Raw genomic sequence first — 23,346 nt, 5'->3', positions numbered from 1 at the left:
CCGCGACACGGCCCGGCCACCTCAGCCTTCCTCGCTTCAGCCCTTACCGCCGCATCCCGTGCCGCGCTCGAGCAGCCGCAGCGATCCGATGGCCGCGACCTCGCGGAAATTGCCGCTGTCCAATGCCTTTCGATAGATGTGGTACGGGGCCTGCCCGCCGTCGGCCGGGTCCGGGAAGACGTCGTGGATGGCCAGCACGCCACCGGCCGCCACCCAGTGCGCCCAGCCGTCGTAGTCCCGCTGGGCCGCGGCCTCGGTATGTCCGCCGTCGATGAACAGCAGCCGGATCGGGCTGCGCCAGTGCTTCGCCACGGTCGCGGAGGGGCCCACCACGCCGATCACGGTATCGGTCAATTCCGCCCGCACGATGGTGCGGCGGAACGTGGTCAAGGTGTCGAAGCGGCCGGTTTCGGGGTCGACCAGCGAGGTGTCGTGATATTCCCAGCCGGGCTGATGTTCCTCGGACCCGTGGTGATGGTCGATGGTGTAGACGGTGGCGCCGGTGTCGCGGGCCGCCGCGCCGAGATATATCGCCGACTTACCGCAGTAGGTGCCGATTTCCACGATTATTCCGTCGCCCGCGTAACGCCGCGCGGCCTCGTAGAGCGCCCGTCCCTCCTCGACCGGCATGAAGCCCGTCGCCTGCTCGGCCAGCTCGAACAATCGCCGAGTATCCGCGGAAATATCGGATTCCGCGGGAATTATCGAATCGGCACGAGTCATCAGAAGAACACCTTTCGGAAATCATCTCTCGATACTTTGCGAGCGGATGCGATATTGTGTGATTTGCGACCGTATCCACTCCGGCAACAGGTATGCGAGTTGCTTTCGAAGCTTCACTACAGTAGCATCCAGACACGTGTCCGATCCCATTTCCACCGAGCCTACACCGGTGAATATGGAGGCAACTCGCCGCCGCCTCACCGAGAAGCAGGCCGATACCGTCGACCGGCTGACCAAGGCCGCGCTGGAGGTGCTGTCGCGCGAAGGCTTCGCCGGCCTCACCGTGCGCATGGTGGCCGCGGCCGCCGGAGTGGGTACGGCCACCGCCTACACCTATTTCTCCTCCAAGGAACACCTGGTCGCCGAGGTCTTCTGGCGGCGACTGGCGGCCGACGCGCCGCCGGAGCCCGAGGCCGGCGCCGACCGGACCACCCGGGTGGTCGCGGTGTTGCGGCAGATCGCCATGCTGGTCGCCGACGAACCCGCACTGGCCGGCGCGGTGACCAGCGCACTGCTGGGCACCGACCCCGACGTCGCACATCTGCGCACCCGCATCGGGACCGAGATCCGGCGGCGCCTGCTGGACGCCTTGGGCCCGGATGCCGATCCCGATGTGGTGGAAACGCTGGAATTGCTTTACGCCGGCGCCCTGGTGCGCGCCGGGGTGGGTTACGCCTCGTACGCCGAAATCGCCGATCGACTGGAAAAATCGGCCCTGCAGGTGCTGCGGGACTGATCGCGTAATTCCCGGCGCATTCCGGAAATTACGGCAATACCGCTTCGATGGCGGCGACCACATTCGGATCCTGCGGTTCGGTGCGCGGACGGAAACGGCCGACGACCTTACCGTCGCGATCGACGAGGAATTTCTCGAAATTCCACTGAATATCGCCGGCGTCGCCTTCGGCATCGGCGGTCTGCACGAGTTCGCGATACAGCGGATGCCGGTCGTCACCGTTGACGTCGACCTTGGCGAGCAACGGGAAATCCACGCCGTAGGTGGTCGAGCAGAACTGCTGGATCTCCTCCGCGGTGCCGGGCTCCTGCCCCATGAACTGGTTGCACGGCACGCCGACGACGCTGAATCCGCGCGAGCCGTATGCCTGTTGCAGCGCAACGAGTCCGGTGTATTGCGGTGTCAGACCGCATTTCGAGGCGACGTTGACCACGAGCAGGGCCTTGTCACCGGCGAGTTCGGCCAGGGTCGCGGGCTCGCCGGCGAGGGTCTGGACGGGAATTTCACGAATATCGGTCACAGTCGAAATGATAGGTCGAATCTCGGCGGGTGCGAGCGCGACTTCCGTCGCCGGACCCGTCCACGGACGGGGTGCCTAGGGTCGCCGCATCCTCGCACGGACGAACTAACTGCAACCTGTTCTATAGTGTGACGTGGACAACATCCCTGGTCATAGCCAGGAAGTCGCTCCCGGACCGCGTCCCGCGCATCATTTTTCCCCACCGCGCGTCTTCACCATTATTAGAACTTGTTCTACAGTGAGCTGAGGCACGCTCCCGCGCCGAGCGCTGCCGCGATCAGCCGCTACCACTTCGAAGATGAGGTAACCGAACATGACCGACACCAGCGCAGCCGATTACATCGTCATCGGCGCGGGCAGCTCCGGTGCCACTGTCGCTAGTCGGCTCGCCGAGCAGGGCGCCAGCGTCATCCTGCTCGAGGCCGGCCGCAAGGACAACACCAAGTTGGTCACGGTCCCGGGCATGATCACCACGGTTCACACCGTCCCGCAGCTCAAGCACCAGGTCACCTGGTCGCAGTACTCGATTCCGCAGAAGCACGCCGCGGAGCGCCGGGTGCCGATGACGCGCGGCAAGGTGCTGGGCGGTTCGAGTTCGGTCAACGGCATGCTCTTCGTACGCGGCAACAAGGCCAATTTCGATTCCTGGGCCGCCGAGGGCTGTGCGGGCTGGAGCTACGAGGATGTGCTGCCGGCCTACAAGCGCCTGGAGAACTGGGAGGACGGCGCCAGCGACCTGCGCGGTTCCGGCGGCCCCATCGAGGTGACCCGGCAGAAGGACCTCACCCCGATCGCCAAGGAGTGGATGGAGGCCGCGGCCGAGACCTTCGGCGTCCCGGTCATCGAGGACTACAACGGCGAGTCCCAAGAGGGCATCAGCATCTTCCAGCAGAGCGTGAAGGACGGCCTGCGCTACAGCTCCTCGCGCGGCTTCATCACCAACCGCCCCAATCCGAATCTGAAGGTCGTCACCAAGGTGCACGTGGCGCGCGTGGTGATCGAGAAGGGCCGCGCCATCGGCGTCGAGGTCATCGAGAAGAAGGGCCGCCGGATCATCCGCGCCGAGAAGGAGGTCGTGGTCTCCGGTGGCGTGATGGGTTCCGCGCACATCCTGATGCTGTCGGGAGTCGGCCCCGCCGGGCACCTGCGCGACCTCGGCATCGAGGTCAACGCGGATCTGCCGGTCGGCCAGAACCTGCACGACCACCTGTTCGTCCCGATGACCTTCATCTCGAAGAAGGCGCTGCACCGTGGCATTCCGTCGCATTTCGCGGCCGGTTTCCTCAAGGAACTGCGCAGCCCCGGCAGCTCCTGGTTCGGGCGTACGGTCTTCGAATCCGTGGGCTTCGTGCGGACCTCGTTCGCCAAGGACATCCCGGATATGCAGATCCACACCCTGCCGTGGAGCTACCCGACGCCCAACCAGGACGAGGACAAGCTGCACATGGTGGACAAGCGGGAAGCGCTGACGATCTTCCCGACGCTGATCTACCCGAAGAGCCGCGGCGAACTGCGCCTGGCCTCCACCGATCCGCTGACCTCGCCGCTGATCGACCCGGGCTACCTCTCTGACCCGGCCGATATGGACTTCCTGGTCGAGGCCATCGGCATGATCCGCGAGGCCGCGGCGAACAAGGCGATCGCGGGCGACATCACCGAAGAGTTCTCCCCCGGCCCCGCGTTCCAGGACGAGACGGCGCTGCGTCGCGAGCTGCCGATGCGGATCCACTCGGTCTACCACCCGGTCGGCACCTGCCGGATGGGCGTGGACGAGCGCGCCGTCGTCGACCCGCAGCTGCGGGTGCGCGGCATCGAGGGCCTGCGCGTGGCCGACGCCTCGATCATGCCGAGCATCACCGGCGGCAACACCAACGCCCCGTGCTACATGATCGGCGAGAAGGCGGCCGAATTCATCACCGCCTCCGCATAATTCGCCTCGCTCCACCGGCCCCGGTTGTGATCACCGATCGCAACCGGGGCCGTCGTCGTCCGCGGGGTCGGCTGTCGCCGAGATCGTGTCGACGGTGAACGGTGAGCGTTCCCGAGGGGACGGCGCGTGTACTGATCGTGCAAACCTCGCTCGAATTTGCGGTTTTCACGCATTTTCGTGGAGGTTTGCACGATTAGTTCACATCTGGGGATGGGTGGGGTCGGTTTGGTTCGGACGTTGGGGTGTGGCGGGGTATCAGGTCGTTCAGGCAGGGGAAGCTGGTGGCGGGGGTGGCGCGTAGGGCTTGTGCGATTGCCGCGTACCAGTGTGGGTCGCCTTGGATCGCCGGGGCGGATGGTGTTCGTGGAATGCGTTGCGGCAGAGAAGGTGTCATACGTCGTTCCTTGTCGGGCGAGACGACGCGCGAGGCGTTGCGGTGGTGGGGAGTTGCGGTGGCCTGCGGGGTCGGGAGGGGACCCCGCAGGCACCTCAGGCTCGCTCGCGGCACTCGGTGGGGAGTGTGGACGGTGGCGTCGGAACGTCCTGCGAGCGAGGCGTTTTCATGGTGGGCCCGGTGCGGCAGGCGGCGCATTGGGCGGTGGTCACGGCGTCGGGGTCGTGGCCGAGGGTGGTGAGGATGTTGCGGCAGCTGCTGAGCATGTCGCAGGTTTGCGGGGTGCAGGCCGCGTGGCGGTCGGCGTGGATCTCGCGGTGCATCCGCTCCGGGGAGATCGGGTTGGCGAGCGGGCCGTGGAAGATCGGATTGGTCATGGCCGGTCAGATTCCGAAGTGCGGGCGGTCGGCGGGGTGCAGGGCGCCCGTCGCGACGAGCCACAGTTTGGCCTGTAATTTGCGGGGGCACACCGTGATCGGACAATCGAGATGGTCCTGCATGATGCGGTGAGCGAGCGCGGTGGTCATGGTCGGCAGGGCGCTGTGGATGATCGGTCGCAAACCGTGCACGGGAGAACACCTCCGGACATCGTCGGGGCACCAGCGGACACGCGGCTGCTGGTACTCCCGATGGCCGGGGCCATTTTCGGCCACCACCTTGCGGCGTCGGTGCTACGCGGTAATGTCTCGTCGGTATCATCACGGTTGTAGTCGCATCCGGGGGCAACGGTTGTGCGACTTGCCGATTCGAGTTTCCCGGCCATCGGGGTGGCTCAAGAAGACCACCGACTGAGCCGGCGGGACAATAGCGCCATGCATATGCAACGAAGGTTCTGCGACGGCCCAGAGCGGTTCGCACGGGGGTAGCCGATTTCTTTCCTCGTGCAAACGGCGACCGCTCACGATGCAAACGAGGAATCCGTGACGAACATTGGCGAGGACAGTTCGACCACCCTGCCCCGGCGACAATTGGGAAGGTATCTCAAGGAGGCCCGCCTGGGCGTGGGCCTGCGGTTGGAAGACGTTGCGCCGCTTATGCAATGGTCGGCGAGCAAACTGTCTCGTTTCGAGGCCGGAAAGTCGCCCAGCATCCGTGTGCTCGATGTGGAGGCGCTGTGCCGCATCTACGACATCGACGATCCCGAGGTGCGCGCGGGGCTGATAGGCCTAGCGAAACAGAGCACCGAGAAAAGCTGGTGGCAGGCATTCGATGATGTGATCACAGGAAATTTCGACTTGTACGTCGGATTGGAGTCGTCATCGGAAAAGCTGTCGATCTTCCAACCCCATATCGTCGCCGGTCTCCTGCAAACCCCGGCCTACGCTCGCGCGGTTGAACGCGGCTACTACTCCGACATCAGCGAGCAGGAGTTGGAACGACGAATCCAGCTGCGGGTCAAGCGCCAGATGTTGCTGACTCGGAAGGTCAAACCGGTCATGGTTGGATTCGTCATCCATGAATCGGTCCTGCACACCGTTGTGGGCAGTGGAAAGATCATGGCGGCGCAATGCCATCACCTGGCGAATCTTCCGGCTAACGTCACCGTGAGAGTGCTGCCCTACGAGTCCGGATTTCCCGCCGGTCTCCCGACGGGTCCGTTTGCCATCCTGGACTTCGGAACCGACTCGAAGGGACGCGAACTGTCTCCGACAGTCGTGTACATCGAATCCTTTGCAGGCGATCTATATCTCGAGCGAGTGAAGGACGTAGCCAGGTATCGTCAGGCGTACAGCGTCATTCGGGAGGCGGCGCTCGACGTTGTGGACAGCAAGCGCCGACTGCGGCAGATAGCAAGGGAGCACGAACGGTGAACCTGGATCTAGCCGGTGCCGAGTGGTTCAAATCCAGCCGTAGCGGTGGCGGCAAAGAGTGCGTGGAGACAGCGTTCCTCACCACCGGACACATCGGAGTCCGCGACTCCAAGAACCCCACCGGCCCCGCCCTCGTCTTCACCCCTGCCGAATGGGACGCCTTCACCACCGACCTCCGCAACGGCACCCTCGACCACGCTTGATCTCTCCCTAGGCTCACGTTTCCTTGTGCCGCAGAGGAATTCGATTCGCCGACTGATCGCCTTCAAGGTCGGACATGATGCGGCGACTTCGATCGATTTGACGCATCATTTGCACATTGCAACTCTTGTCTAATGCAAGGCCATGAGGAGACCGACGCGGCGGCCGCCGACGCCGCGCCCGAACACAGCACCACCGCCGAGATCGCGGCACTCGAAGCGCTGACCCGGATGCTGGTTTCCATCGCCTGGGACAGCGCTCACGCCGCACCACCCGGCGTCACCTTCCCGCAAATGCGCTTTCTGCTGATCCTGCAGGCCCTGGGCCGGGTGTCGTCGTCGCGGTTGGCGGCCGCGCTCGGCGTCAACGCTTCGTCGGTGACGCGGCTGGCGGACAGGCTCGAGGCCCGCGGATACGTGGCGCGGGGAACCGATGCGCACAACCGCAGCGTCGTCACCATCGAGGTCACCACGGCCGGACAGGCCGTGGTCGATCAGGTGTTGCAGCGGCGGAAGGTCGCCTTCGGATCCTTGCTGGACGGCCTCACTCCCGAGGCACGCGACCGCGTGATCGTCGCGGCGCGGGATCTGGTGCAGGCCGCCGCCACCACGCCCTTCGTCACCGCGACCGGGCCGGGGTCGTTATGAGCGGCGGGCATTCGCGCGCAACGCATCTGGGCGATTTCCAGGTCACCCCGAGACTGCTGCTCATCGCCGCACTTGCGATTCCGGTCGGCGGCGCGGCCGCGGTGGCCGCGCCCGCCGCCGCCTGCATCTCACCCGCGAATACACCACCGACCCACTGGAGACGTTCTTCACCCACGAGATGATGACCGCCGACCCGCTGGTGCTCGGAACCGACGACCTCATCGACCCGATCCTCCCCCGGACCCACTACGCCGGGCTCTATCCGGTGGTCGACGGTTCCGGAGCACTGGTCGGCGTGACCACCCGCCAGGTCCTGCAGCACAGCCCCGGCACCACGGTCGGTGCGGCCACCCTGGACATCCGGACCTCGGTCCATCCCGACAACACCCTGCGCGAGGTGGCCAACGCCCTCGCGATGGCGCACGTGACGGCGGCACCCGTGGTCGCGCGCGACGATCCGAACCGCTTGTGCGGCATCATCACCCTCGAACAGCTGCTCCACGCCCGCCGCCGCGACCTGCACGAGGAACACCACCGCGAACGGCTACTGGTGGTACGCGAGGAACGCCTCACCGAGAACACCCACAAGGCCACCGCCGCCTGAGGGAGTAGATCGTCATGGACCGGACCACCGTAGATCTGCCGGGCAAGCTTCCTTCCCATGGAGGCGGAGCCGCGTCTCCACAGACCGCGGGACGACGATCCGTATCGCGGTACGGCGCGGTGTGGATGCGGGGCTCGGCGGCGTCTGCGTGAAACACTCGCGCTGTGAGCGAGTCGTTCGGGCGGCGAATGCGTTTCGTGGCGGATCTCGGTCCGGGGTGGTTCGCCTCGGTCATGGCGACCGGCATCGTCTCGCGGGCCGTCGGCGCGGCGGGGTGGGAGTGGGGTGGCAATGCCCTGCTGATCGTCGGCCTGATCGCCTACGTCGTGCTCGTGGTGGCGACCCTGCTGCGCATCGCATTCTTCCGCGACCGCGTGATCGGCGATGCGGTGAATCCCGCGACCGGCTTCACCTATCTGGCCTTCGTCGCCGCCACCGGGGTGATGTCGGCGGGGCTGTCCCGGCACGCCTGGGTGGGTGCGGCGCTCGCGCTGTTGCTGGTGGCGACGGTCGTGTGGGCGGTTCTGGTGTACGCGATCCCGGCGCTGCTCATGCTGCATCACGGCGCACCGACCGCGGTGACGGGCGCCGACGGCACCTGGTTCCTCTGGGTGGTCGGTACCCAATCACTCGGGGTGGCCGCCACCGCACTGCCGCAGCCGTGGGGTCAGCGTTTCGCGGTGCCGGCGCTGCTGTGCTGGTCGGTCGGCGTGGTGCTCTACGGCATCGTGGCGACGGTGGTGCTGGGCACCCTGTTCGGTACCTCGCTGACCGCGGAGCGTCTCGCGCCGACGTATTGGATCTTCATGGGCGCCACCGCCATCAGTGTGCTGGCCGGCACCCAGATCATGAATCAGCGGGCGGTGGCGTTGATCGCGACGGTGCGGCCCATGCTCGAGGGGGCGACGCTGGTGCTGTGGGCGTTCGGCACCTGGCTGATGCCGCTGCTGCTGGCGGCCGGCATCTGGCGGCATCTGGTCCGGCATTTCGGGCTGAGCTACGAACCGGGCCTGTGGAGCATCGTGTTTCCCGTGGGCATGTACGGCGTGGGCACCGCCGAACTGGGCAAGGCCACCGGCGAACAGTGGATGGTCGACTTCGGGCACGGTGAGGCATGGGTGGCGCTGGCGGTGTGGGCGGCCACCGCGGCCGATCTGGCGGTTACGCTGATCCGGCGCCGGCGAACCCGGGAATTCGTGGGCTGAGCTCGCGATCTCCTACCGCACGGTAGCCTGGTTCGCGAAGTACGATCCGGCGGGAGGAGCCGGAGGAATGGAACGGGAGATTCACGGTGACCTCGCGGGAGGATTTCCTGCGCCGCGTGCGCGATGCCCTCGAGGCGCTACCGAATGACGAACGTATGGTGCCGGTGCCGCGCAACTATCAGCGCAACGCCCCGGTGCACTCGGCCGCGGACCAGGCCGAGATCGTCGAACTGTTCATCGATCGCCTCAAACATTATGGCGCCCAGGTCCATCGGGTCGGCGCGGACGAGATCCCCGGTGCGATCGATTCGGCCCTGCGCGCCCACGGCGCCCGCTCGGCGCTGGCCCCCGACGGCCTGCCCGAGCATTGGCTGCGGCGCTGGGAACTGACGGGCGAGCATCGGGTCCTCGACGATCAGCCGCAGCTGTCGATCCTCGATCGCGAACGCACCGATGCCGTGGTCACCGGATGTGCCGGCGCGGTAGCCGACGCCGGCACCCTGATTCTCGACGGCGGGCCGGGGCAGTGCCGCCGCGATGCCGCCGTCCTGGCCGACTGTCACATCTGCGTGGTCCGCGTCGAGCAGATCGACTACTCGCTACCGCAGGTCCTGGACAAGCTGGACCCGCGCCGGTCCATCACCTGGTTCGGCGGCCCGACCGCCATGACCGATCCGGAGGCCGATTCCGGCAAGGTCGGCGGAGTCATCGAGGAGACCGAGCGACGGCTGGTCGTCGTCATCGTCGGTTGATCGAGCCGCCCGTTTTTCCCAGCCCCCTTCACAAGCGCTCGTTAAGGGCGCGGCAAGCGCACCCCGGCATTGTCGTCGTCGACACCGGGGGTGCTCCTGCCGCGAGAGGGGGCGGCAGGATCACCCACCGGCTGCGACCGAGGCGTTCCGCTCGGTCTGTCGACGAGGGGTGACAGGCCGAGCGGATCACGATTCGGCAGCGGCGCGGGTGTCCGACTCGAGGAATGATGGGGGTATGGAAACTGCGGTCGTCTTCGTCCTGGCTTGCCTGATCTACTGGTGGGGCTTGATCTGACCGACGGCGCCCCACCGGGCAGCACCTCGCCGGACCGACCACCGGCGAGCGGATACCTCAGCGGCCGGTGGGCAGGTTCGCCCCGCCGGTGACGTCGAGCACCACACCGCTGACGAAGCCGTTGGTGGCGATCATGTGCACGGCCCGCGCCAATTCCTCCGGATCCCCTACGCGCCCGACGGGTGTGGTGGCGGCGAGGCCGTCGAAGAGGGTGCGGCGCTGTTCCTCCGGCACCCGCTCCCACCATTCGGTGTCGATGACGCCGGGGGCCACGGCGTTCACCCGCAGCGGGGCGAGTTCGACCGCCAGCGGAGGCACCATGGCGTTCAGCGCCCCGTTGATCGCGGCCAGTCCGGCGGTGCCGGGGAAGGCCGCATGCGCCGACGCGGCGGTGATCAGGGTGATCGACCCGTTCGAAACCAGATGTGGCAGAGCGGCTTTGACGATTCTCACCTGCGGCCAGAACTTGCCGTCGAACCCCTGCGCCAGGTGGTCGAGATCGAGTTCGGCGAACGGACCACTGCCCGCCGAACCGCTGACCGCGACGACGAGGTGGTCGATGGGGCCGGACTGCGCGAAGAAGGCCGCGATCTGCTCGGCATCGGCCGCGTCCATCCGGTAGCCGCTGGTCTTACCACCCAGCCGAGCCACTGCCGCGTCGAGTTTGTCCTGACTGCGGCCGGTGACCACGACCTCGGCACCCTCGTTCGCGAACAGCGCGGCGGTGGCCGCGCCGATTCCGGAACTACCGCCCATGACGACGACGCGCGGGATGCCGGTGCTGGAAGCGCTCATTGCTACTGTTCCTGTCCTGTACAGTTTGTCGAGACTGACAGTCTCGACAACGAGCGTAACGGGTGCGGTATTCCCGCGCGTCGCCACCGCTGGGAGGTAGGTCCATGGGAACAGCACCGCGGCAACCGGATTCGCAGTCGTCCGAACGCGCGCACACCGGCCGGCGCCGGAACGAGGCCACCCGTCGCGCGATTCTCGACGCCGCCCTCGCTCAGCTCGCCGCCTCCGACGGCGGATCGGTCACGGTCGATTCCATCGCGGCCGCGGCCGGGGTCGGCAAACAGACGATCTACCGCTGGTGGCCGTCGAAGGGCGCGGTGCTGCTCGACGCGCTGCTCGACCGCGCGCGCCGGTCGGTCCCGACTCCCGATACCGGCTCGGTGCGCACCGATCTGCTGGCGGTCGCCGATTCCACTTTCACCGGGGCCCAACAGGTTTCGACCGCTCCAGCGCTACGCGCGCTGGTGCGCGAGGCCGCCCGCGACCCCCACCTCGCCGAACTACTACAGGAGTTCACCGGAGCCCGCCGCGCCGCCGCGCGCGATATCCTCGAGCGGGCGATCACCCGGGGCGAACTGCCCGGCGATACGGATGCGGACCTACTGGTGGATCTGCTCTACGGCCTGTTCTGGTACCGCTTCCTGCTCGGCCATGCCCCACTCGACCACACCACGGCGGCACGGCTCGTCGACATCCTGCTCCCGCCCGCGGTTAACACTTCTCACACACCCGGAGATGAGTCAGCGGATCCGATCCCACGGATCGAAACCCCCTGACGGAAGGCCTGTTCACGATGACTCGGATTTCGCGACTCACCGCCGGCGCACTGGTGTGTGGCGCCGTCCTGCTTCCCCTCGCCCCCGCCCAGGCCGAAACGGTGCCGCAGGCCGCCGCCGTGTCCGCGACTCAGCCGGTCGCCGACGGCGGCACCGGCTCGTCCACGCAGTCGATCATGTGCACCATCGTTCGCCTGATGCTGATGAACCAGGGCCCCACCTGGTGCCAGTAGCGGCCGGCGCCGCGCGGCACTGATCACAGACGACGGGCCGCACCGAAGTCCGGTGCGGGCCCGCAGCTTTCGTCAGGTTCAGCCGTTGCCGTTCAGACCGGCGCGCACACCTTCCTCGATGCGCTTGCCGATCTCCGGATCGACGTTCTTCCAGTAGTCGAACACCCGGCTCAGCACCGGCTCGCGCACGCCGCCGAGCACATGCCCGACCACGTTGTCCACCAAACGCTCCCGCTGCTCGTCGTTGAACACCTCACGCACCAGCGTGCCCGGCTGCGCCCAATCGCTGTCCTCGGCGTGCTGGACGTATCCGGCGCGCACCTGTTCGGGCTCGAAACTCCACGCCGCCTCCTCCGGGGCCGCGGCCGCGTCGGCATGCGGTCCACCGAACGAATTCGGCGCGTAGACAGGCACTTCCGGCGCGTTGAAGTCGTAGCGCATGGCACCCTCCTTGGAGTAGGAGTTCACCTCGGCCGCCCGCGCGCGGTTCGGCGGCAGCTGGTGGTAGTTGGTGCCGATGCGGTAGCGATGGGCGTCGGCATAGGCGAAGACCCGGCCCAGCAGCATCTTGTCCGGCGAATAGCCGATACCCGGCACGATCGCCGACGGCTCGAACGCGGCCTGTTCGATCTCGACGAAATAGTTGCGCGGGTTGCGGTTCAGCGTCCAGGTGCCGACCTCGATCAGCGGGTAGTCCTTGTGCGACCACACCTTGGTCAGATCGAACGGGTTGAAGCGGTAGTTCGCCGCCTCGCCCACCGGCATGATCTGCACATACAGTGTCCAGCTCGGGAATTCACCGCGTTCGATGGTTTCCCACAGATCCTGGCGGTGATAGTCGGGGTCGGTCCCGGCCAGCCGGTCGGCCTCCGCCTGGGTCAGGAATTCGATGCCCTGATCGGTCTTGAAGTGGTACTTCACCCAGAACCGTTCACCCTCGGCGTTGATCCACTGGTAGGTGTGCGAGCCGTAGCCGTTCATGTGCCGGTAGGTCTTGGGAATGCCGCGGTCACCCATCAGCCAGGTCACCTGATGCGCCGATTCCGGGCGCAGGGTCCAGAAGTCCCACTGCATGTTGTGATCGCGAAGGCCGTTGCCCGGCAAGCGCTTCTGTGAGCGAATGAAATCGGGGAACTTGATCGGATCCTTGATGAAGAACACCGGGGTGTTGTTGCCGACCAGATCGTAGTTACCGTCGGGCGTGTAGAACTTGACCGCGAATCCGCGCGGATCGCGCCAGGTGTCGGGGCTGCCCTGTTCACCGGCGACGGTGGAGAATCGCGCCAGCGATTCGGTCCGCGCACCCGGCTGGAACAGCTTCGCCTTGGTGTAGCGGCTGACGTCATTGGTGACGACGAGCTCGCCGAAGGCGCCCGCACCCTTGGCGTGCACGATCCGCTCCGGCACCCGCTCCCGGTTGAACTGGGCGAGCTTCTCGATCAGGTAGTGGTCGTGCAGGAGAATCGGGCCCTCGGTGCCGGCGGTCAGCGATTCGTTGTCGCTGGGGACCGGAGTGCCGGTGTTGGTAGTGGTCGGCCCACTGATCGGCTTGGTCATCGCAGCCTCCTGTTTCAGCTGTCGCCCGGGATGTCCGGGCCATCGTGATGGCGCGTCGTCACCGACGGCATTGCGGGCAGAGTCCCCAGAACACGACCTCGGCTTCGTCGATCGTGAACCCGTGCGCATCCGACGGGTCGAGGCAGGGGGCACGGCCCACGGCACAGTCGACGTCCACGACCGTGCCGCAGTTCCTGCACACCAGGTGGTGGTGGTTGTCGGCGATGCGAGTTTCGTACCGCGCCGCCGAACCGGCCGGTTCGATCCGGCGCAGCAGACCCGCGCCGACACAGGCGTGCAGTACGTCGTAGACGGCCTGTGTCGACACCGAACCCAGCTCCTGCCGGACCGCGGCGGCCACCCGGTCGGCATCCGAATGCGGATGGGCGGCAACCGCTTCCAGCACCGCCACCCGTGGGCGGGTAACCCGCAGGCCGGCCGCACGCAATCGTTCGCGTGGATCGAAACCTTCGGTGTGCATGAGCCCAGTCTGCCCGTTTTCTGGAATAAGTCAAGAAAAGACCGCCAGGGATGTTCCCGGCGTCACATCCGCTCGCTCGGCGTTCGACCGAACGCCGCGACGCCGATTCCGATTTGATTGCGGCGGTTGCGTGTTGGGCACCGTGACCAGATGCCCGTCGTTAACCTCGACGCATGGGACGCCTACACGGCTGGGTCATCGGGGTTCTCGTGGTCGTACTGATCGGTGGCGCCTGCGCCACCGCGGTACCGGCACGTGCGGAGGATCCACCGACCTGCGCCGTCTCGTCCGGACACGAATTCGAACGGGCCACGCCGGAATCGGCGGGCCTGGATTCGGCGCGGCTGGCGTCCGCCCTACGGTTCGCCGACGAACGGAACCGGCTGAACGTCAAGATCTTCCGGCACAACTGCCTGATCGGATCCGGCGCGCACAACGACGCCACCGACGCCACGCCGTGGAATATCTGGAGCGTCACCAAAAGCGTGGTCTCGCTGATCGCCGGAATCGCCTGGGATCAGGGCAAACTCGATATCGATGCGCCGATCGACCGCTATCTGCCGCCCGGACTCGGCGACGCCGCCCACCGCGCGATCACCGTCGAGGATTTGCTCACCGAGCGCTCCGGCCTGCGTGTCGGAGTGATCAACGAGGGCATCTCCGGGGTGGTGCCGATCGATCCGAACAGTGCCGTGCAGGCGCTCGGGGTCCCACTCGACAATCCGCCCGGCACCCGGTTCTCCTACAGTCAGCGCAACGTCGATCTGCTGTCGTATGTGATCGAGCTGGCCGTCGCCGAACCACTGCAACAGTTCGCGCAACGGGAACTGTTTTCCCCCTTGGGCATTCAGCGCGGCGACTACTACTGGGCCCGCGACCGTTCCGGTCACACCTACGGCTACGCGCATCTGATGATCCCGCCGGACGATCTCGCCAAGATCGCCCTGCTGGTCGCCGGCCACGGCGACTGGAACGGGGTGCGAGTGGTCTCGGCCGACTATCTGCACCGCGCCCAGCAGACGGGCCCGGGCCGCGAGTGTTACGGCTATCTGTTCTGGGCCCGTCCCGGGTGTATCGAGATTCCGTCGTTCCTGCCCCCGGATGTCTTCGCGATGTCCGGACTCGGTCTGCAGGACGTCTTCTTCATCCCCAGCCTGGACCTCACCGTCGTGTGGACCGGCGTCTTCGGCAACCGAAGCAACGGTGGCCCGACCGGGATCGTTCAGAACCTGACCGAGCTGACCTGGGAATTCTTCCGGCGACTGCTCGGCGCCTTCGAACAACCGCCGATCGCGGACCCCGGCCCCTATGTCGAGCCGCCGGTGACGTTGGACCCCCGCGCCTTCTTCGATCCCGATATCACCGTCGCGGTATTCGGCATCGGGCCCGACGCCTATCCCGGGTGCACCGTGCTCTCCTGTCTGCAGACCCCGCTGGCGCCGCCCTTCTCCGACGCACCGCCCGGCTGTGCGCTGCTGGCCTGTCTCGGCCCGGACCCTCGAACCCCCGGCATCCGTTGAGGAGGACCGCGCCGGCTGCGCGGGTCAGCCGGCGATCCGCGCGAACCGCGCGGTATCCATGTAGTCCCGGAACAGGGTCACTTCCCCGTTCCGCACGTGCACCACGTTGACCGAGGTGCGCACTCGCGCACGTGGTGCGCCGGGCACCGTCATATCCACCTCGTTCTCCACGAAAAGCACTCCGTCCTCGGCGGTTTCGTAAACCGTGGGATAGACACCGTGCACCTCGATACCCGACACACCCGACCAGCGTTGCGCGAGGTGTTCACGAATCGCCTCCCGGCCCTCGAGCCGCTCCGGCATTCCCGCGATCGGGAACGGGATCTCGAATACCGCATCGGGAGCGAGCGCCGCGACGAAGGCGTCGGCATCACGCACCGGCAATGTCGCGAACAGGTCCTCGACCACCTGGCGGGCACTGCGCACCGAACTGGAAACCATGACAAACTCCCTCTGTTAGAAGCGGAACATACGCCCCGTTTATGATCCGGAACGCACGCCCCGTTTGTCAACGGTTACCGGGTAGACTCGCGCTGTGGCGGAGAAACAGTCAGCGGACCCGGCGGCCGAACCGCGCCGCGCCCTACGCGCCGACGCCCGCCGCAACCGGGAGCGGGTACTCGCAGCCGCGCGGGAAGCCTTTGCCGCCGAAGGTATTTCGGTCCCGCTGGACGAGATCGCACGGCGCGCCGGGGTGGGCCCCGGAACCGTCTACCGCCACTTCCCCACCAAGGAAGCCCTCTTCCACGCCGCCATCGTCGACAACATCGAGCGCATGATCGACTACGCGCGCGGGCTCGAATCCGCCGACGATCCGGGGGCCGCCTTCTTCGACCTGCTGGACCACATGGTCGCCGAAGGAGGCGTCAAGCGGGACCTCGCCGATGCGCTGGGCGGTCACGAGACGATCGAGATCACCGGTCCCACAAAGGAATTCCAGGCGGCCATCGCCCGGTTGCTGCGCCGCGCGCAGGATGCCGGCGCGATCCGCGGCGATATCGAATTCGATGATCTGATGCGGGTACTGAAGGGCACCTTCGCGGGTACGCACACGGCCACCGGCGAGCAGCGAGCCCGCGCTTTCGCCGTCGTGTTCGACGGACTCCGGGCCCGCTGCGCGCAGGCCGGCTGAGCGATCGGCAGCGAAACGGGCCGCCCGTAATCGGACGGCCCGTTCGAAGCGAACCTCGACAACGCAGTGTCAGCGCTGCGCGAGCAGAACTTCCGCGATCTGAATCGTGTTGAGCGCGGCGCCCTTTCGCAGGTTGTCACCGGAGACGAACAGCGCCAGGCCGCGCCCCTCCGGCACGCCCGGATCCTGGCGGATCCGGCCGACCAGCGACGCGTCCTTACCGGCGGCCTCCAGCGGCGTCGGGACGTCGACCAGTTTCACACCGGGCGCATCGGCGAGCAGTTCCTTCGCCCGCTCCACCGAGAGCGGCCGCGCGAATTCGGCATTGATCGACAACGAATGCCCGGTGAAGACCGGCACGCGCACACAGGTGCCGCTGACCAGCAGCTCCGGCAGGCCGAGAATCTTGCGACTCTCGTTGCGCAGCTTCTGATCCTCGTCCGTTTCACCGGAACCGTCGTCGACGAGCGAACCCGCCAGCGGCAGCACATTGAACGCGATCGGCGCGACGTATTTGTTCGGCGCGGGGAACCGCACGGCACCGCCGTCGTGGGTGAGCTTCTCGGCATCCCCGATCACCGCGCGGGCCTGGCCGGCCAGCTCCTCGACACCGGCCAGTCCACTGCCGGAGACGGCCTGGTAGCTGGAGACGATCAGCCGCTGCAGTCCCGCCTCCTCGTGCAGGGGCTTGAGCACCGGCATGGCGGCCATCGTGGTGCAGTTGGGGTTGGCGATGATGCCCTTGACCAGGTTGCGGGTCTGTTCGGGATTCACCTCGCTGACCACCAGCGGCACCTCGGGGTCCTTGCGCCATGCCGAGGAGTTGTCGATGATGGTCACCCCCGCCGCCGCGAACCGCGGCGCCTGCACCCGCGACATGGTGGCGCCGGCCGAGAACAGGGCGATATCCAGTCCGGACGGATCGGCGGTCTCGGTGTCCTCGACCACGATCTCGCCGCCACGCCAGGGCAGCTTCTTGCCCGCCGAACGCGAGGAGGCGAAGAATCGCACCTCGTCGGCCGGAAAGTCGCGCTCCTCCAGCAGTTTTCGCATCACGGCGCCGACCTGCCCGGTCGCGCCGACCACACCTACGCGTACGCCCACAGTTATCGCCCCGATCCCGCGTGCACGACCGCGACCTCGTCGCCGCCGAGGTCGAACGCCTTGTGCAACACCTGCACGGCGCCGTCCAGCTCGGTGTCCTTGACCAGCACGGAAATGCGGATCTCGGAGGTGGAGATCAGGTCGATGTTGATTCCGGCCTTGGCCAGCGCCTCACAGAAGGTGGCGGTGACGCCGGGGTGGCTCTTCATCCCCGCGCCGACCAGCGACACCTTGCCGATGTGGTCGTCGTAGAGAACCTGGCTGAAGCCCAGCTCGCCCTGACGCTTGGTCAGGAACTCCACCGCGCGCGGCCCGTCGGACCGGGGCAGGGTGAAAGTGATGTCGGTCTTGCCCGTCTCGACCTTGGAGATGTTCTGCAACACCATGTCGATGTTGATCTCGGCGTCGGCGATGGCCCGGAAAACCTTGGCCGCGTAGCCCGGCTCGTCCGGCAGGGCCACCACGGTCACCTTGGCCTCGCTGCGATCGTGCGCGACGCCGGTGAGAATTGCGTCCTCCAAGGGGATGTCCTCCATCGATCCGTAGATATAGGTGCCCTTGCGGTCGGTATAGGACGACCGCACGTGCACCGGAACGTTGTAGCGGCGGGCGTATTCGACGCAGCGCAGCATCAGCACCTTGGCGCCGGTGGCGGCGAGTTCGAGCATCTCCTCGAAGCTCACCTGTTCCAGCTTCTGCGCATCCGGCACGATCCGCGGATCGGCGGTGAACACGCCGTCGACATCGGTGTAGATCTCGCAGACGTCGGCCTCCAGCGCGGCGGCCAGCGCGACCGCGGTGGTGTCGGAGCCGCCGCGGCCCAGCGTGGTGATGTCGCGGCTGTCCTGCGAGACGCCCTGGAAGCCCGCGACCAGCACGATCAAACCCTCGTCGAGGGCATCGCGAACCCGGGACGGGGTCACGTCGATGATGCGGGCGTTGCCGTGGGTGCCGGTGGTGATGACTCCCGCCTGGGAGCCGGTGAACGACCGCGCTTCGGCGCCGAGCGAGTGAATCGCCATGGCCACCAACGCATTCGAGATACGCTCACCGGAGGTCAGCAGCATGTCGAGTTCGCGGGCCGGCGGCGCGGGCGCCACCTGCTGGGCCAGGTCGAGCAGTTCGTCGGTGGTGTCACCCATGGCCGAGCACACGACGACCACGTCGTGCCCCTGCTTCTTCGTCTCGACGATCCGCTCAGCGACGCGCCGGATTCGCTCGGCAGACTCGAGCGAAGATCCTCCGTACTTCTGAACGACGAGAGCCACAGTGGGGTCCTCCAAGATCGACTAGCTGCTGTTACAGCCAATAAGACTACCGATCGGAGTCCGCTCGGTGGTCGGCTACCTCCGAGCGGCAACCGGGAGCCGGCGGGTTCGACCACCGAATTCGCTACCCGGACCAGCGGCGATCCCGCCCCGGGACGGCGCGGCGGGGCACGGCCGCGACGGCAGAGCCCTTGCGGGGCATCGGAATCGGCGCGAACAGCCTCGTTCATCAGCGGTTTTCCGGATCCGCCGGAGCCCGTGACCCGATCCCGCCCGAACAGCCGGCGTACCGGTGTGAGTAATCACACCGACCGGTTTAGCACCCGGTCGGCGAACCCCTTCCCGCGAGTTCCCGGTGTACCTCGCGGCGAAAGCGCACGATGGGCCTATGAAGAGCATCGAGATCGAGCTGCACACCGGTGATCGCGAGGTCGTCCACGACCTCACCCCGCAGTGCGCCACGTTTCTGCGCGAGGCCGGCGGCGGCGACGGACTGCTGCACGTCTTCGTCCCGCACGCCACCGCCGGCGTGGCCCTGATAGAGCTCGGCGCGGGCAGCGACGACGATCTGCTGCGCGCCCTGCGCGATCTGCTGCCGGCCGACGATCGCTGGCGCCACGCCCACGGCTCGCGCGGGCACGGCCGCTCGCACGTCATGCCCGCGCTGATCGCCCCGTACGCCACCGTGCCGGTGCTGGGCGGCGAGCTGACGCTCGGCACCTGGCAGTCCATCGCCTTCGTGGACCTCAACGTCGACAACCCGATCCGCCGGGTGCGCCTGTCCTTCCTGCGCGATGCCGGGTGATCCTGCTCAGCCGCGCTCGAACCAGGCGACCTGGGCACCGTTGCCGAATTCCTGCCGCCGGACCGGCCGGAAGGCGGTCGGCGAGAAGTTGCCCGACACCACCGAGATCCCGGCGCCGAGCAGCACGGGATAGCTCTTGATGATCACCTCGTCGATCTCGCCGATCAGGGCGCCGGCGAGTGTGCCGCCGCCGCACAACCAGACGTCCTTGCCGTCCTGCTGCTTCAACTTCCGCACCAGCGCGACCGGATCGTCGGCCACGACCTCGACATTCGGATCGTCCACCGGGTCCAGGGTGGTCGAGACGACGTACTGCTTCATATGCGCGTACGGGCTGGTGATACCGATCTCCAGCGCGGGTTCGTAGGTCCCGCGCCCCATGATCAGCGTGTCCCATTCCCGATTCGGAGTGTCCACCGGCAGATTCACGTGCGGGCGGATATGGGTGGGCACCACCTCCGGATACCGCTCGTTGAACCAGTCCGACATCTCCTGGGACACGGGATAGATGTCGAACTCGCCGCCCGGGCCGGCGATATAGCCGTCGAGGGAGACGCCGACGTAGTAGACGAGCTTTCGCATACCGATACCGCCTTGATTGTTGCACTCTGACTGTAGTGGTTGAAACGTAGTACTACAGCCGCAGTGGTGTCAAGTGGGGTGGCAGGTTTGCCGCGCGCCGGTTCCGGGGATCGCTGAGAGCGGGCGATTTCGCACGACAGGGAACTGCGGCATCGACTTGTGAGCAGTATCACATCGAACGATAATGGCGGTCATGCAGGCGCATGTAGGCGATCACATCCTCGTCCACAGCAATGCTGTGGGAATGCCCGAACGCACCGGCGAAATCATCGAGGCGCGCGGCAGCGACGGCGCCCCGCCCTACGTCGTACGGTTCGAGGACGGACACGAAAGTCTGGTCTTTCCGGGGCCCGACTGGGAGGTCCTCCACCACCGGTAGCTGTGCGGACGAGCAACGTCAAGCCCCCTTTCCCACCCGGGGGCAGTCCCTCTTCGGGCAAGTCACCACTCACCCGGCAATCGCCGGGCCACCGACGCGGCGCGCCGGCGCCGAGTACGCCGCCGATCCGCCCCGGCAGCGCGACCGCAAACGCGGCACGCCCGACCGAACCTAATCAGACTGGTCGGTCTCTGTAACTCGAGGAACAGACCACACGGTTGACGACCGCGTGTGACGGCGGAGACAATCGGCCGAAGCAGTGGAGGGCAAGACATGCGCACGAAGACCGATCACCGATTCATCATCGATGTCGAACCCGATCAGGTTCAGGAAGCATTGCTGGCCGTCGAGCGGATTCCGGAATGGTCGCCCGCGCATCGAGATGTGCGCGTCGCGACCCGCGACGAATTCGACCGTCCCCGCCGCGTCTACGCCACGGTGACGACCCTCAACAACTCCGACCGTCAGGTCCTCGAGTACCACTGCACCCCGGAACGCATCTCCTGGGAAGTGGTGGAGAGCGCCGCCGGTGGCGGCGGCAAGGGCTGGTTCGACATCGAGGAGACCGACGAGGGCACCGAGGTCTGGTACCACTCCGAGGTGTACCTGCCGATCCCCGTTCCCGGTCTGCTGCTCAAGCGCACGCTGTCGCGGGCCAACGACGAGGCCGTGCAGAACCTCATCGAGTACATCGAAAAATTTCCCTTCGGCGAGAACTACGAGGTCGGCTGACCGAGAAGTTCGCCGTCGCGGGCGCTGACGTCGGCTTCCTGCCACGATGTGCGAATGACCGGTGTCAGACGCACACGCATTCAAGCGGTCACCGAGGACGCCTCGGTAACCCAGCTGGAACTCTTCTTCGACCTCGTCCTGGTTTTCGCCTTCACCCAGGTGACCGATCTGGCCGCCCACGACGTCACCGCGCTCAACATGCTGCGGGCCGTGCTGGTGCTCGCGGTGATGTGGTGGGTGTGGATCGCCTACGCCTGGCTGGGCAATGTGGTGAAGGCCGACGAGGGGCTGGCCCGGGTGGCGATGTTCGCGGCCATGGGCGCCGGACTCATCGTGGCCGAGGTGATTCCCGAGGCGTTCCACGACATGCCGGGCGGCTGGTACGGACCGCTCGTGTTCGCCATCGGATATCTCGTGATCCGGCTGGTCCATCTGGGGATGTTCTGGCTGGCCAGTACCGAGGACCGGCAATTGCGCGGCCAGGTCGGCCGCTGGGCGGGCGGCTCGATCACCATCGGAACCACACTGCTGATCGTGGCGGCCGTCGAACACGGCACGGTGCAGATCGTGCTGTGGATCGCGGCCATCGCCGGCGATATGGTCTGGACCTTCTTCGCCGGTAACGACTGGCGCGTGAATTCGGCCTCGCACTTCGCCGAGCGGCACGGCCTGATCGTGATCGTCGCGCTGGGTGAATCGATCGTCTCCATCGGCGTCGGCGTGGCCGGGCTGCCGATCTCGTGGCCGATCACCGTGGGATCGCTGCTGGCACTGGCGGTTTCGGGCCTGCTGTGGTGGGCCTACTTCGACGTCGCCGCGACCGTCGTGGAACGCGCGATGACCGAGGCCTCGGGTCCGCGCCGGATCCGGATCGCGCGCAATTGCTACACCTTTCTGCACTTCCCGATGGTGGCCGGCATCGTCGCCATGTCGCTCGGATTGAAGAAGACGCTGAACTATCTCGGTGGCGCGGCCGGCCATACCCTGCACGATCGGCTGCACGGCATTCCCCTGTTCGCGCTCTACGGCGGCGTAGTGCTGTACCTGCTGGCACTGGTCTGGTTCCGGCACTACGCGACCCGGGTGGTGCTGTGGCCGCGCCTGGCCACCGCGGCGGTGCTGATCGCTCTGGTTCCGATCGCCGGACAGCTGCCGGCGATGGCCGCACTGGGACTGCTGTGTGCCGTGCTCACCGTGCTGATCGTCTGGGAGACAGTGCGTTACGCGCAGCCCCGCGACGCGGTGCGGCACGCGCACTGACCGCCGAAGCGGACTAGCGCGGTGCGCGATCGGGCGAAATACGCTGCTGGAGTTTGTGATCCACCGCCTCCGGCACGTGCCCGCCCTCGCGCACCGCGTCCCTCATCTGATTGATGTTCTCGCGCAACACATCTCCGACCAGTTCGTCGGTGCGCGGATCGGCCAGCACCTGGAAGACGATCCGGAAGCTGGTGTCGGCGATACCGCGGATGATCTCCTCGTGGAACGGCAGGTAGCGCACCCGCCCGACCGCCGGATCCTTCTTGATCAGCTCGAGGATCATGCCGTCGAGTTCGTCGCGGTTCTCCTCCAGCGCCGCGGCGATGTTGTGGGTGTACCGCCCACGACGCAGCACATCGGCGACCTCCTCCAGCACGGCCATGGTGACCGGGCGCCTGACCGCGTCGACGATCACGCCGACCGATCGGTTCACCACCGCGGCGGTGACCCGGTCGCCGAAGGCCCGGTCGGCGACGCGGGCCAGCCGGACCAGAATCACGATGATGCGCAGCAGCCGGAAACCCCGGAAGAACGGGCTGGTCACCGGGATCATGCCCAGGACCTCGTACCAGTAGACGAACGGGAAGGTCCACGACCAGTCCGCCCGCCGCCAGCGCCAGAGGAATTCGAGGGCGAACACCGCGCAGATCGAGATGTCGACCACCACGATCACGTGATACGTGTGCTGCGGCACGGTGAAGAAGGTGATCCAGGTGACCAGAGCCACCGAAACCACGGCGAGCACCAGCATCAGCAGGTCGGTCCACAGCGCCGGCGGCTTGCGCGGATATCCCTCGGGCAACGATCCAGCCGGGTACTGCGCCACAACGGTCCCTTCCACATCGAACGGGTACCTGCCGAGAGTAGCGGCACCGGCGGCGCCGGGAAGCCGCCCCGAAGCTCG

At 66.7% G+C, this 23,346-nt stretch carries 28 protein-coding genes; 16 read left to right on the top strand and 12 right to left on the bottom strand.

The features are described from left to right. Positions 1 to 36: 36 nt before the first annotated feature. Positions 37 to 723: a class I SAM-dependent methyltransferase gene (locus AC5592_RS30120; protein ID WP_036497315.1), complete on the bottom strand. Its 687-nt coding sequence runs from the start codon at positions 721 to 723 to the stop codon at positions 37 to 39. A 169-nt stretch (positions 724 to 892) separates the two neighbouring features. On the opposite strand from AC5592_RS30120, the gene AC5592_RS30115 reads away from it, so the two are divergent. Further along, the gene (locus AC5592_RS30115) at positions 893 to 1,459 is read left to right on the top strand and encodes a TetR/AcrR family transcriptional regulator (RefSeq protein ID WP_083870533.1); all 567 of its coding nucleotides are present in this window, start codon (positions 893 to 895) and stop codon (positions 1,457 to 1,459) included. A gap of 28 nt (positions 1,460 to 1,487) precedes the next feature. Here AC5592_RS30115 and AC5592_RS30110 read toward each other — a convergent pair whose 3' ends face one another. Next, positions 1,488 to 1,979: a glutathione peroxidase gene (locus tag AC5592_RS30110; protein ID WP_036497314.1), complete on the bottom strand. Its 492-nt coding sequence runs from the start codon at positions 1,977 to 1,979 to the stop codon at positions 1,488 to 1,490. 313 nt (positions 1,980 to 2,292) lie between these two features. On the opposite strand from AC5592_RS30110, the gene AC5592_RS30105 reads away from it, so the two are divergent. Continuing rightward, on the top strand, positions 2,293 to 3,909 hold the full coding sequence (locus AC5592_RS30105; protein ID WP_063066153.1) for a GMC family oxidoreductase: 1,617 nt from the start codon (positions 2,293 to 2,295) through the stop codon (positions 3,907 to 3,909). A 489-nt stretch (positions 3,910 to 4,398) separates the two neighbouring features. On the opposite strand, the gene AC5592_RS30100 is transcribed toward AC5592_RS30105, so the two are convergent. After that, complete coding sequence (locus AC5592_RS30100) at positions 4,399 to 4,680, bottom strand: hypothetical protein (RefSeq protein ID WP_036497311.1); 282 nt, start codon at positions 4,678 to 4,680, stop codon at positions 4,399 to 4,401. Positions 4,681 to 4,686: 6 nt separating this feature from the next. Continuing rightward, positions 4,687 to 4,872 carry a hypothetical protein gene (locus AC5592_RS30095; protein WP_036497309.1) on the bottom strand — a complete coding sequence of 62 codons (186 nt, stop codon included), beginning with the start codon at positions 4,870 to 4,872 and terminating at the stop codon, positions 4,687 to 4,689. 351 nt (positions 4,873 to 5,223) lie between these two features. On the opposite strand from AC5592_RS30095, the gene AC5592_RS30090 reads away from it, so the two are divergent. The 6 genes from AC5592_RS30090 (at position 5,224) to AC5592_RS30065 (ending at position 9,523) form a co-directional block, all read left to right on the top strand. After that, positions 5,224 to 6,114, top strand: coding sequence for a helix-turn-helix domain-containing protein (locus tag AC5592_RS30090; protein ID WP_063066169.1), 891 nt, complete (start codon positions 5,224 to 5,226; stop codon positions 6,112 to 6,114). Then, positions 6,111 to 6,317, top strand: a complete 207-nt coding sequence (locus AC5592_RS30085; RefSeq protein WP_063066152.1) for a DUF397 domain-containing protein — start codon at positions 6,111 to 6,113, stop codon at positions 6,315 to 6,317. The genes AC5592_RS30090 and AC5592_RS30085 overlap by 4 nt, the downstream gene beginning before the upstream one ends. A gap of 132 nt (positions 6,318 to 6,449) precedes the next feature. Continuing rightward, a complete protein-coding gene (locus AC5592_RS30080) occupies positions 6,450 to 6,962 on the top strand; it encodes a MarR family winged helix-turn-helix transcriptional regulator (RefSeq protein WP_084507399.1) in 513 nt (170 codons plus the stop codon). Between the two features lie 178 nt (positions 6,963 to 7,140). Continuing rightward, positions 7,141 to 7,566, top strand: coding sequence for a CBS domain-containing protein (locus tag AC5592_RS30075; protein WP_063066151.1), 426 nt, complete (start codon positions 7,141 to 7,143; stop codon positions 7,564 to 7,566). Positions 7,567 to 7,730: 164 nt separating this feature from the next. Continuing rightward, complete coding sequence (locus AC5592_RS30070) at positions 7,731 to 8,771, top strand: tellurite resistance/C4-dicarboxylate transporter family protein (RefSeq protein WP_157122315.1); 1,041 nt, start codon at positions 7,731 to 7,733, stop codon at positions 8,769 to 8,771. A gap of 86 nt (positions 8,772 to 8,857) precedes the next feature. Further along, positions 8,858 to 9,523, top strand: coding sequence for a LutC/YkgG family protein (locus tag AC5592_RS30065; RefSeq protein WP_036497302.1), 666 nt, complete (start codon positions 8,858 to 8,860; stop codon positions 9,521 to 9,523). Between the two features lie 352 nt (positions 9,524 to 9,875). On the opposite strand, the gene AC5592_RS30060 is transcribed toward AC5592_RS30065, so the two are convergent. Beyond that, on the bottom strand, positions 9,876 to 10,613 hold the full coding sequence (locus tag AC5592_RS30060) for an SDR family oxidoreductase (RefSeq protein WP_036497300.1): 738 nt from the start codon (positions 10,611 to 10,613) through the stop codon (positions 9,876 to 9,878). A 104-nt stretch (positions 10,614 to 10,717) separates the two neighbouring features. Between AC5592_RS30060 and AC5592_RS30055 the strand changes: the two genes are divergently transcribed. Both AC5592_RS30055 and AC5592_RS30050 read left to right on the top strand, forming a co-directional pair. Then, positions 10,718 to 11,389: a TetR/AcrR family transcriptional regulator gene (locus AC5592_RS30055; RefSeq protein ID WP_063820324.1), complete on the top strand. Its 672-nt coding sequence runs from the start codon at positions 10,718 to 10,720 to the stop codon at positions 11,387 to 11,389. Between the two features lie 17 nt (positions 11,390 to 11,406). Then, positions 11,407 to 11,622: a hypothetical protein gene (locus AC5592_RS30050; protein ID WP_036497299.1), complete on the top strand. Its 216-nt coding sequence runs from the start codon at positions 11,407 to 11,409 to the stop codon at positions 11,620 to 11,622. A 78-nt stretch (positions 11,623 to 11,700) separates the two neighbouring features. On the opposite strand, the gene AC5592_RS30045 is transcribed toward AC5592_RS30050, so the two are convergent. Next, positions 11,701 to 13,167 (bottom strand): catalase, encoded by a 1,467-nt coding sequence (locus AC5592_RS30045; protein ID WP_036497346.1) that lies wholly within the window; start codon positions 13,165 to 13,167, stop codon positions 11,701 to 11,703. A 70-nt stretch (positions 13,168 to 13,237) separates the two neighbouring features. After that, on the bottom strand, positions 13,238 to 13,660 hold the full coding sequence (locus tag AC5592_RS30040; protein WP_039775502.1) for a Fur family transcriptional regulator: 423 nt from the start codon (positions 13,658 to 13,660) through the stop codon (positions 13,238 to 13,240). Positions 13,661 to 13,833: 173 nt separating this feature from the next. Between AC5592_RS30040 and AC5592_RS30035 the strand changes: the two genes are divergently transcribed. After that, positions 13,834 to 15,180, top strand: a complete 1,347-nt coding sequence (locus tag AC5592_RS30035) for a serine hydrolase domain-containing protein (protein ID WP_063066149.1) — start codon at positions 13,834 to 13,836, stop codon at positions 15,178 to 15,180. A 24-nt stretch (positions 15,181 to 15,204) separates the two neighbouring features. Here AC5592_RS30035 and AC5592_RS30030 read toward each other — a convergent pair whose 3' ends face one another. Continuing rightward, positions 15,205 to 15,621, bottom strand: a complete 417-nt coding sequence (locus tag AC5592_RS30030; protein ID WP_063066148.1) for a nuclear transport factor 2 family protein — start codon at positions 15,619 to 15,621, stop codon at positions 15,205 to 15,207. Between the two features lie 94 nt (positions 15,622 to 15,715). On the opposite strand from AC5592_RS30030, the gene AC5592_RS30025 reads away from it, so the two are divergent. Then, entirely contained in the window at positions 15,716 to 16,312 is a 597-nt protein-coding gene (locus AC5592_RS30025) for a TetR/AcrR family transcriptional regulator (RefSeq protein ID WP_036497294.1), read from the top strand. A gap of 69 nt (positions 16,313 to 16,381) precedes the next feature. On the opposite strand, the gene AC5592_RS30020 is transcribed toward AC5592_RS30025, so the two are convergent. Both AC5592_RS30020 and AC5592_RS30015 read right to left on the bottom strand, forming a co-directional pair. Beyond that, complete coding sequence (locus tag AC5592_RS30020) at positions 16,382 to 17,416, bottom strand: aspartate-semialdehyde dehydrogenase (RefSeq protein ID WP_063066147.1); 1,035 nt, start codon at positions 17,414 to 17,416, stop codon at positions 16,382 to 16,384. 2 nt (positions 17,417 to 17,418) lie between these two features. Then, the gene (locus AC5592_RS30015; protein WP_036497291.1) at positions 17,419 to 18,684 is read right to left on the bottom strand and encodes an aspartate kinase; all 1,266 of its coding nucleotides are present in this window, start codon (positions 18,682 to 18,684) and stop codon (positions 17,419 to 17,421) included. A 388-nt stretch (positions 18,685 to 19,072) separates the two neighbouring features. Between AC5592_RS30015 and AC5592_RS30010 the strand changes: the two genes are divergently transcribed. After that, the gene (locus tag AC5592_RS30010; RefSeq protein ID WP_030516482.1) at positions 19,073 to 19,489 is read left to right on the top strand and encodes a secondary thiamine-phosphate synthase enzyme YjbQ; all 417 of its coding nucleotides are present in this window, start codon (positions 19,073 to 19,075) and stop codon (positions 19,487 to 19,489) included. A gap of 6 nt (positions 19,490 to 19,495) precedes the next feature. On the opposite strand, the gene AC5592_RS30005 is transcribed toward AC5592_RS30010, so the two are convergent. Further along, positions 19,496 to 20,071 (bottom strand): dihydrofolate reductase family protein, encoded by a 576-nt coding sequence (locus AC5592_RS30005; RefSeq protein WP_063066146.1) that lies wholly within the window; start codon positions 20,069 to 20,071, stop codon positions 19,496 to 19,498. A 193-nt stretch (positions 20,072 to 20,264) separates the two neighbouring features. On the opposite strand from AC5592_RS30005, the gene AC5592_RS30000 reads away from it, so the two are divergent. The 3 genes from AC5592_RS30000 (at position 20,265) to AC5592_RS29990 (ending at position 22,442) form a co-directional block, all read left to right on the top strand. Further along, the gene (locus AC5592_RS30000; protein WP_036497343.1) at positions 20,265 to 20,450 is read left to right on the top strand and encodes a DUF1918 domain-containing protein; all 186 of its coding nucleotides are present in this window, start codon (positions 20,265 to 20,267) and stop codon (positions 20,448 to 20,450) included. A gap of 273 nt (positions 20,451 to 20,723) precedes the next feature. After that, positions 20,724 to 21,182: an SRPBCC family protein gene (locus AC5592_RS29995; RefSeq protein WP_063066145.1), complete on the top strand. Its 459-nt coding sequence runs from the start codon at positions 20,724 to 20,726 to the stop codon at positions 21,180 to 21,182. A gap of 54 nt (positions 21,183 to 21,236) precedes the next feature. Next, positions 21,237 to 22,442 (top strand): low temperature requirement protein A, encoded by a 1,206-nt coding sequence (locus AC5592_RS29990; RefSeq protein WP_063066144.1) that lies wholly within the window; start codon positions 21,237 to 21,239, stop codon positions 22,440 to 22,442. A 13-nt stretch (positions 22,443 to 22,455) separates the two neighbouring features. Here AC5592_RS29990 and AC5592_RS29985 read toward each other — a convergent pair whose 3' ends face one another. After that, positions 22,456 to 23,283 carry a hypothetical protein gene (locus tag AC5592_RS29985; RefSeq protein ID WP_063066143.1) on the bottom strand — a complete coding sequence of 276 codons (828 nt, stop codon included), beginning with the start codon at positions 23,281 to 23,283 and terminating at the stop codon, positions 22,456 to 22,458. Between the last annotated feature and the right edge of the window lie 63 nt (positions 23,284 to 23,346).

The sequence above is a fragment of the Nocardia violaceofusca NBRC 14427 genome (assembly GCF_963869435.1).
GTDB classification, from domain to species: domain Bacteria; phylum Actinomycetota; class Actinomycetes; order Mycobacteriales; family Mycobacteriaceae; genus Nocardia; species Nocardia aobensis.
The sequence above is the reverse complement of the archived record's forward strand: the minus strand, read 5'-3'. Positions and strand labels throughout refer to the sequence as shown.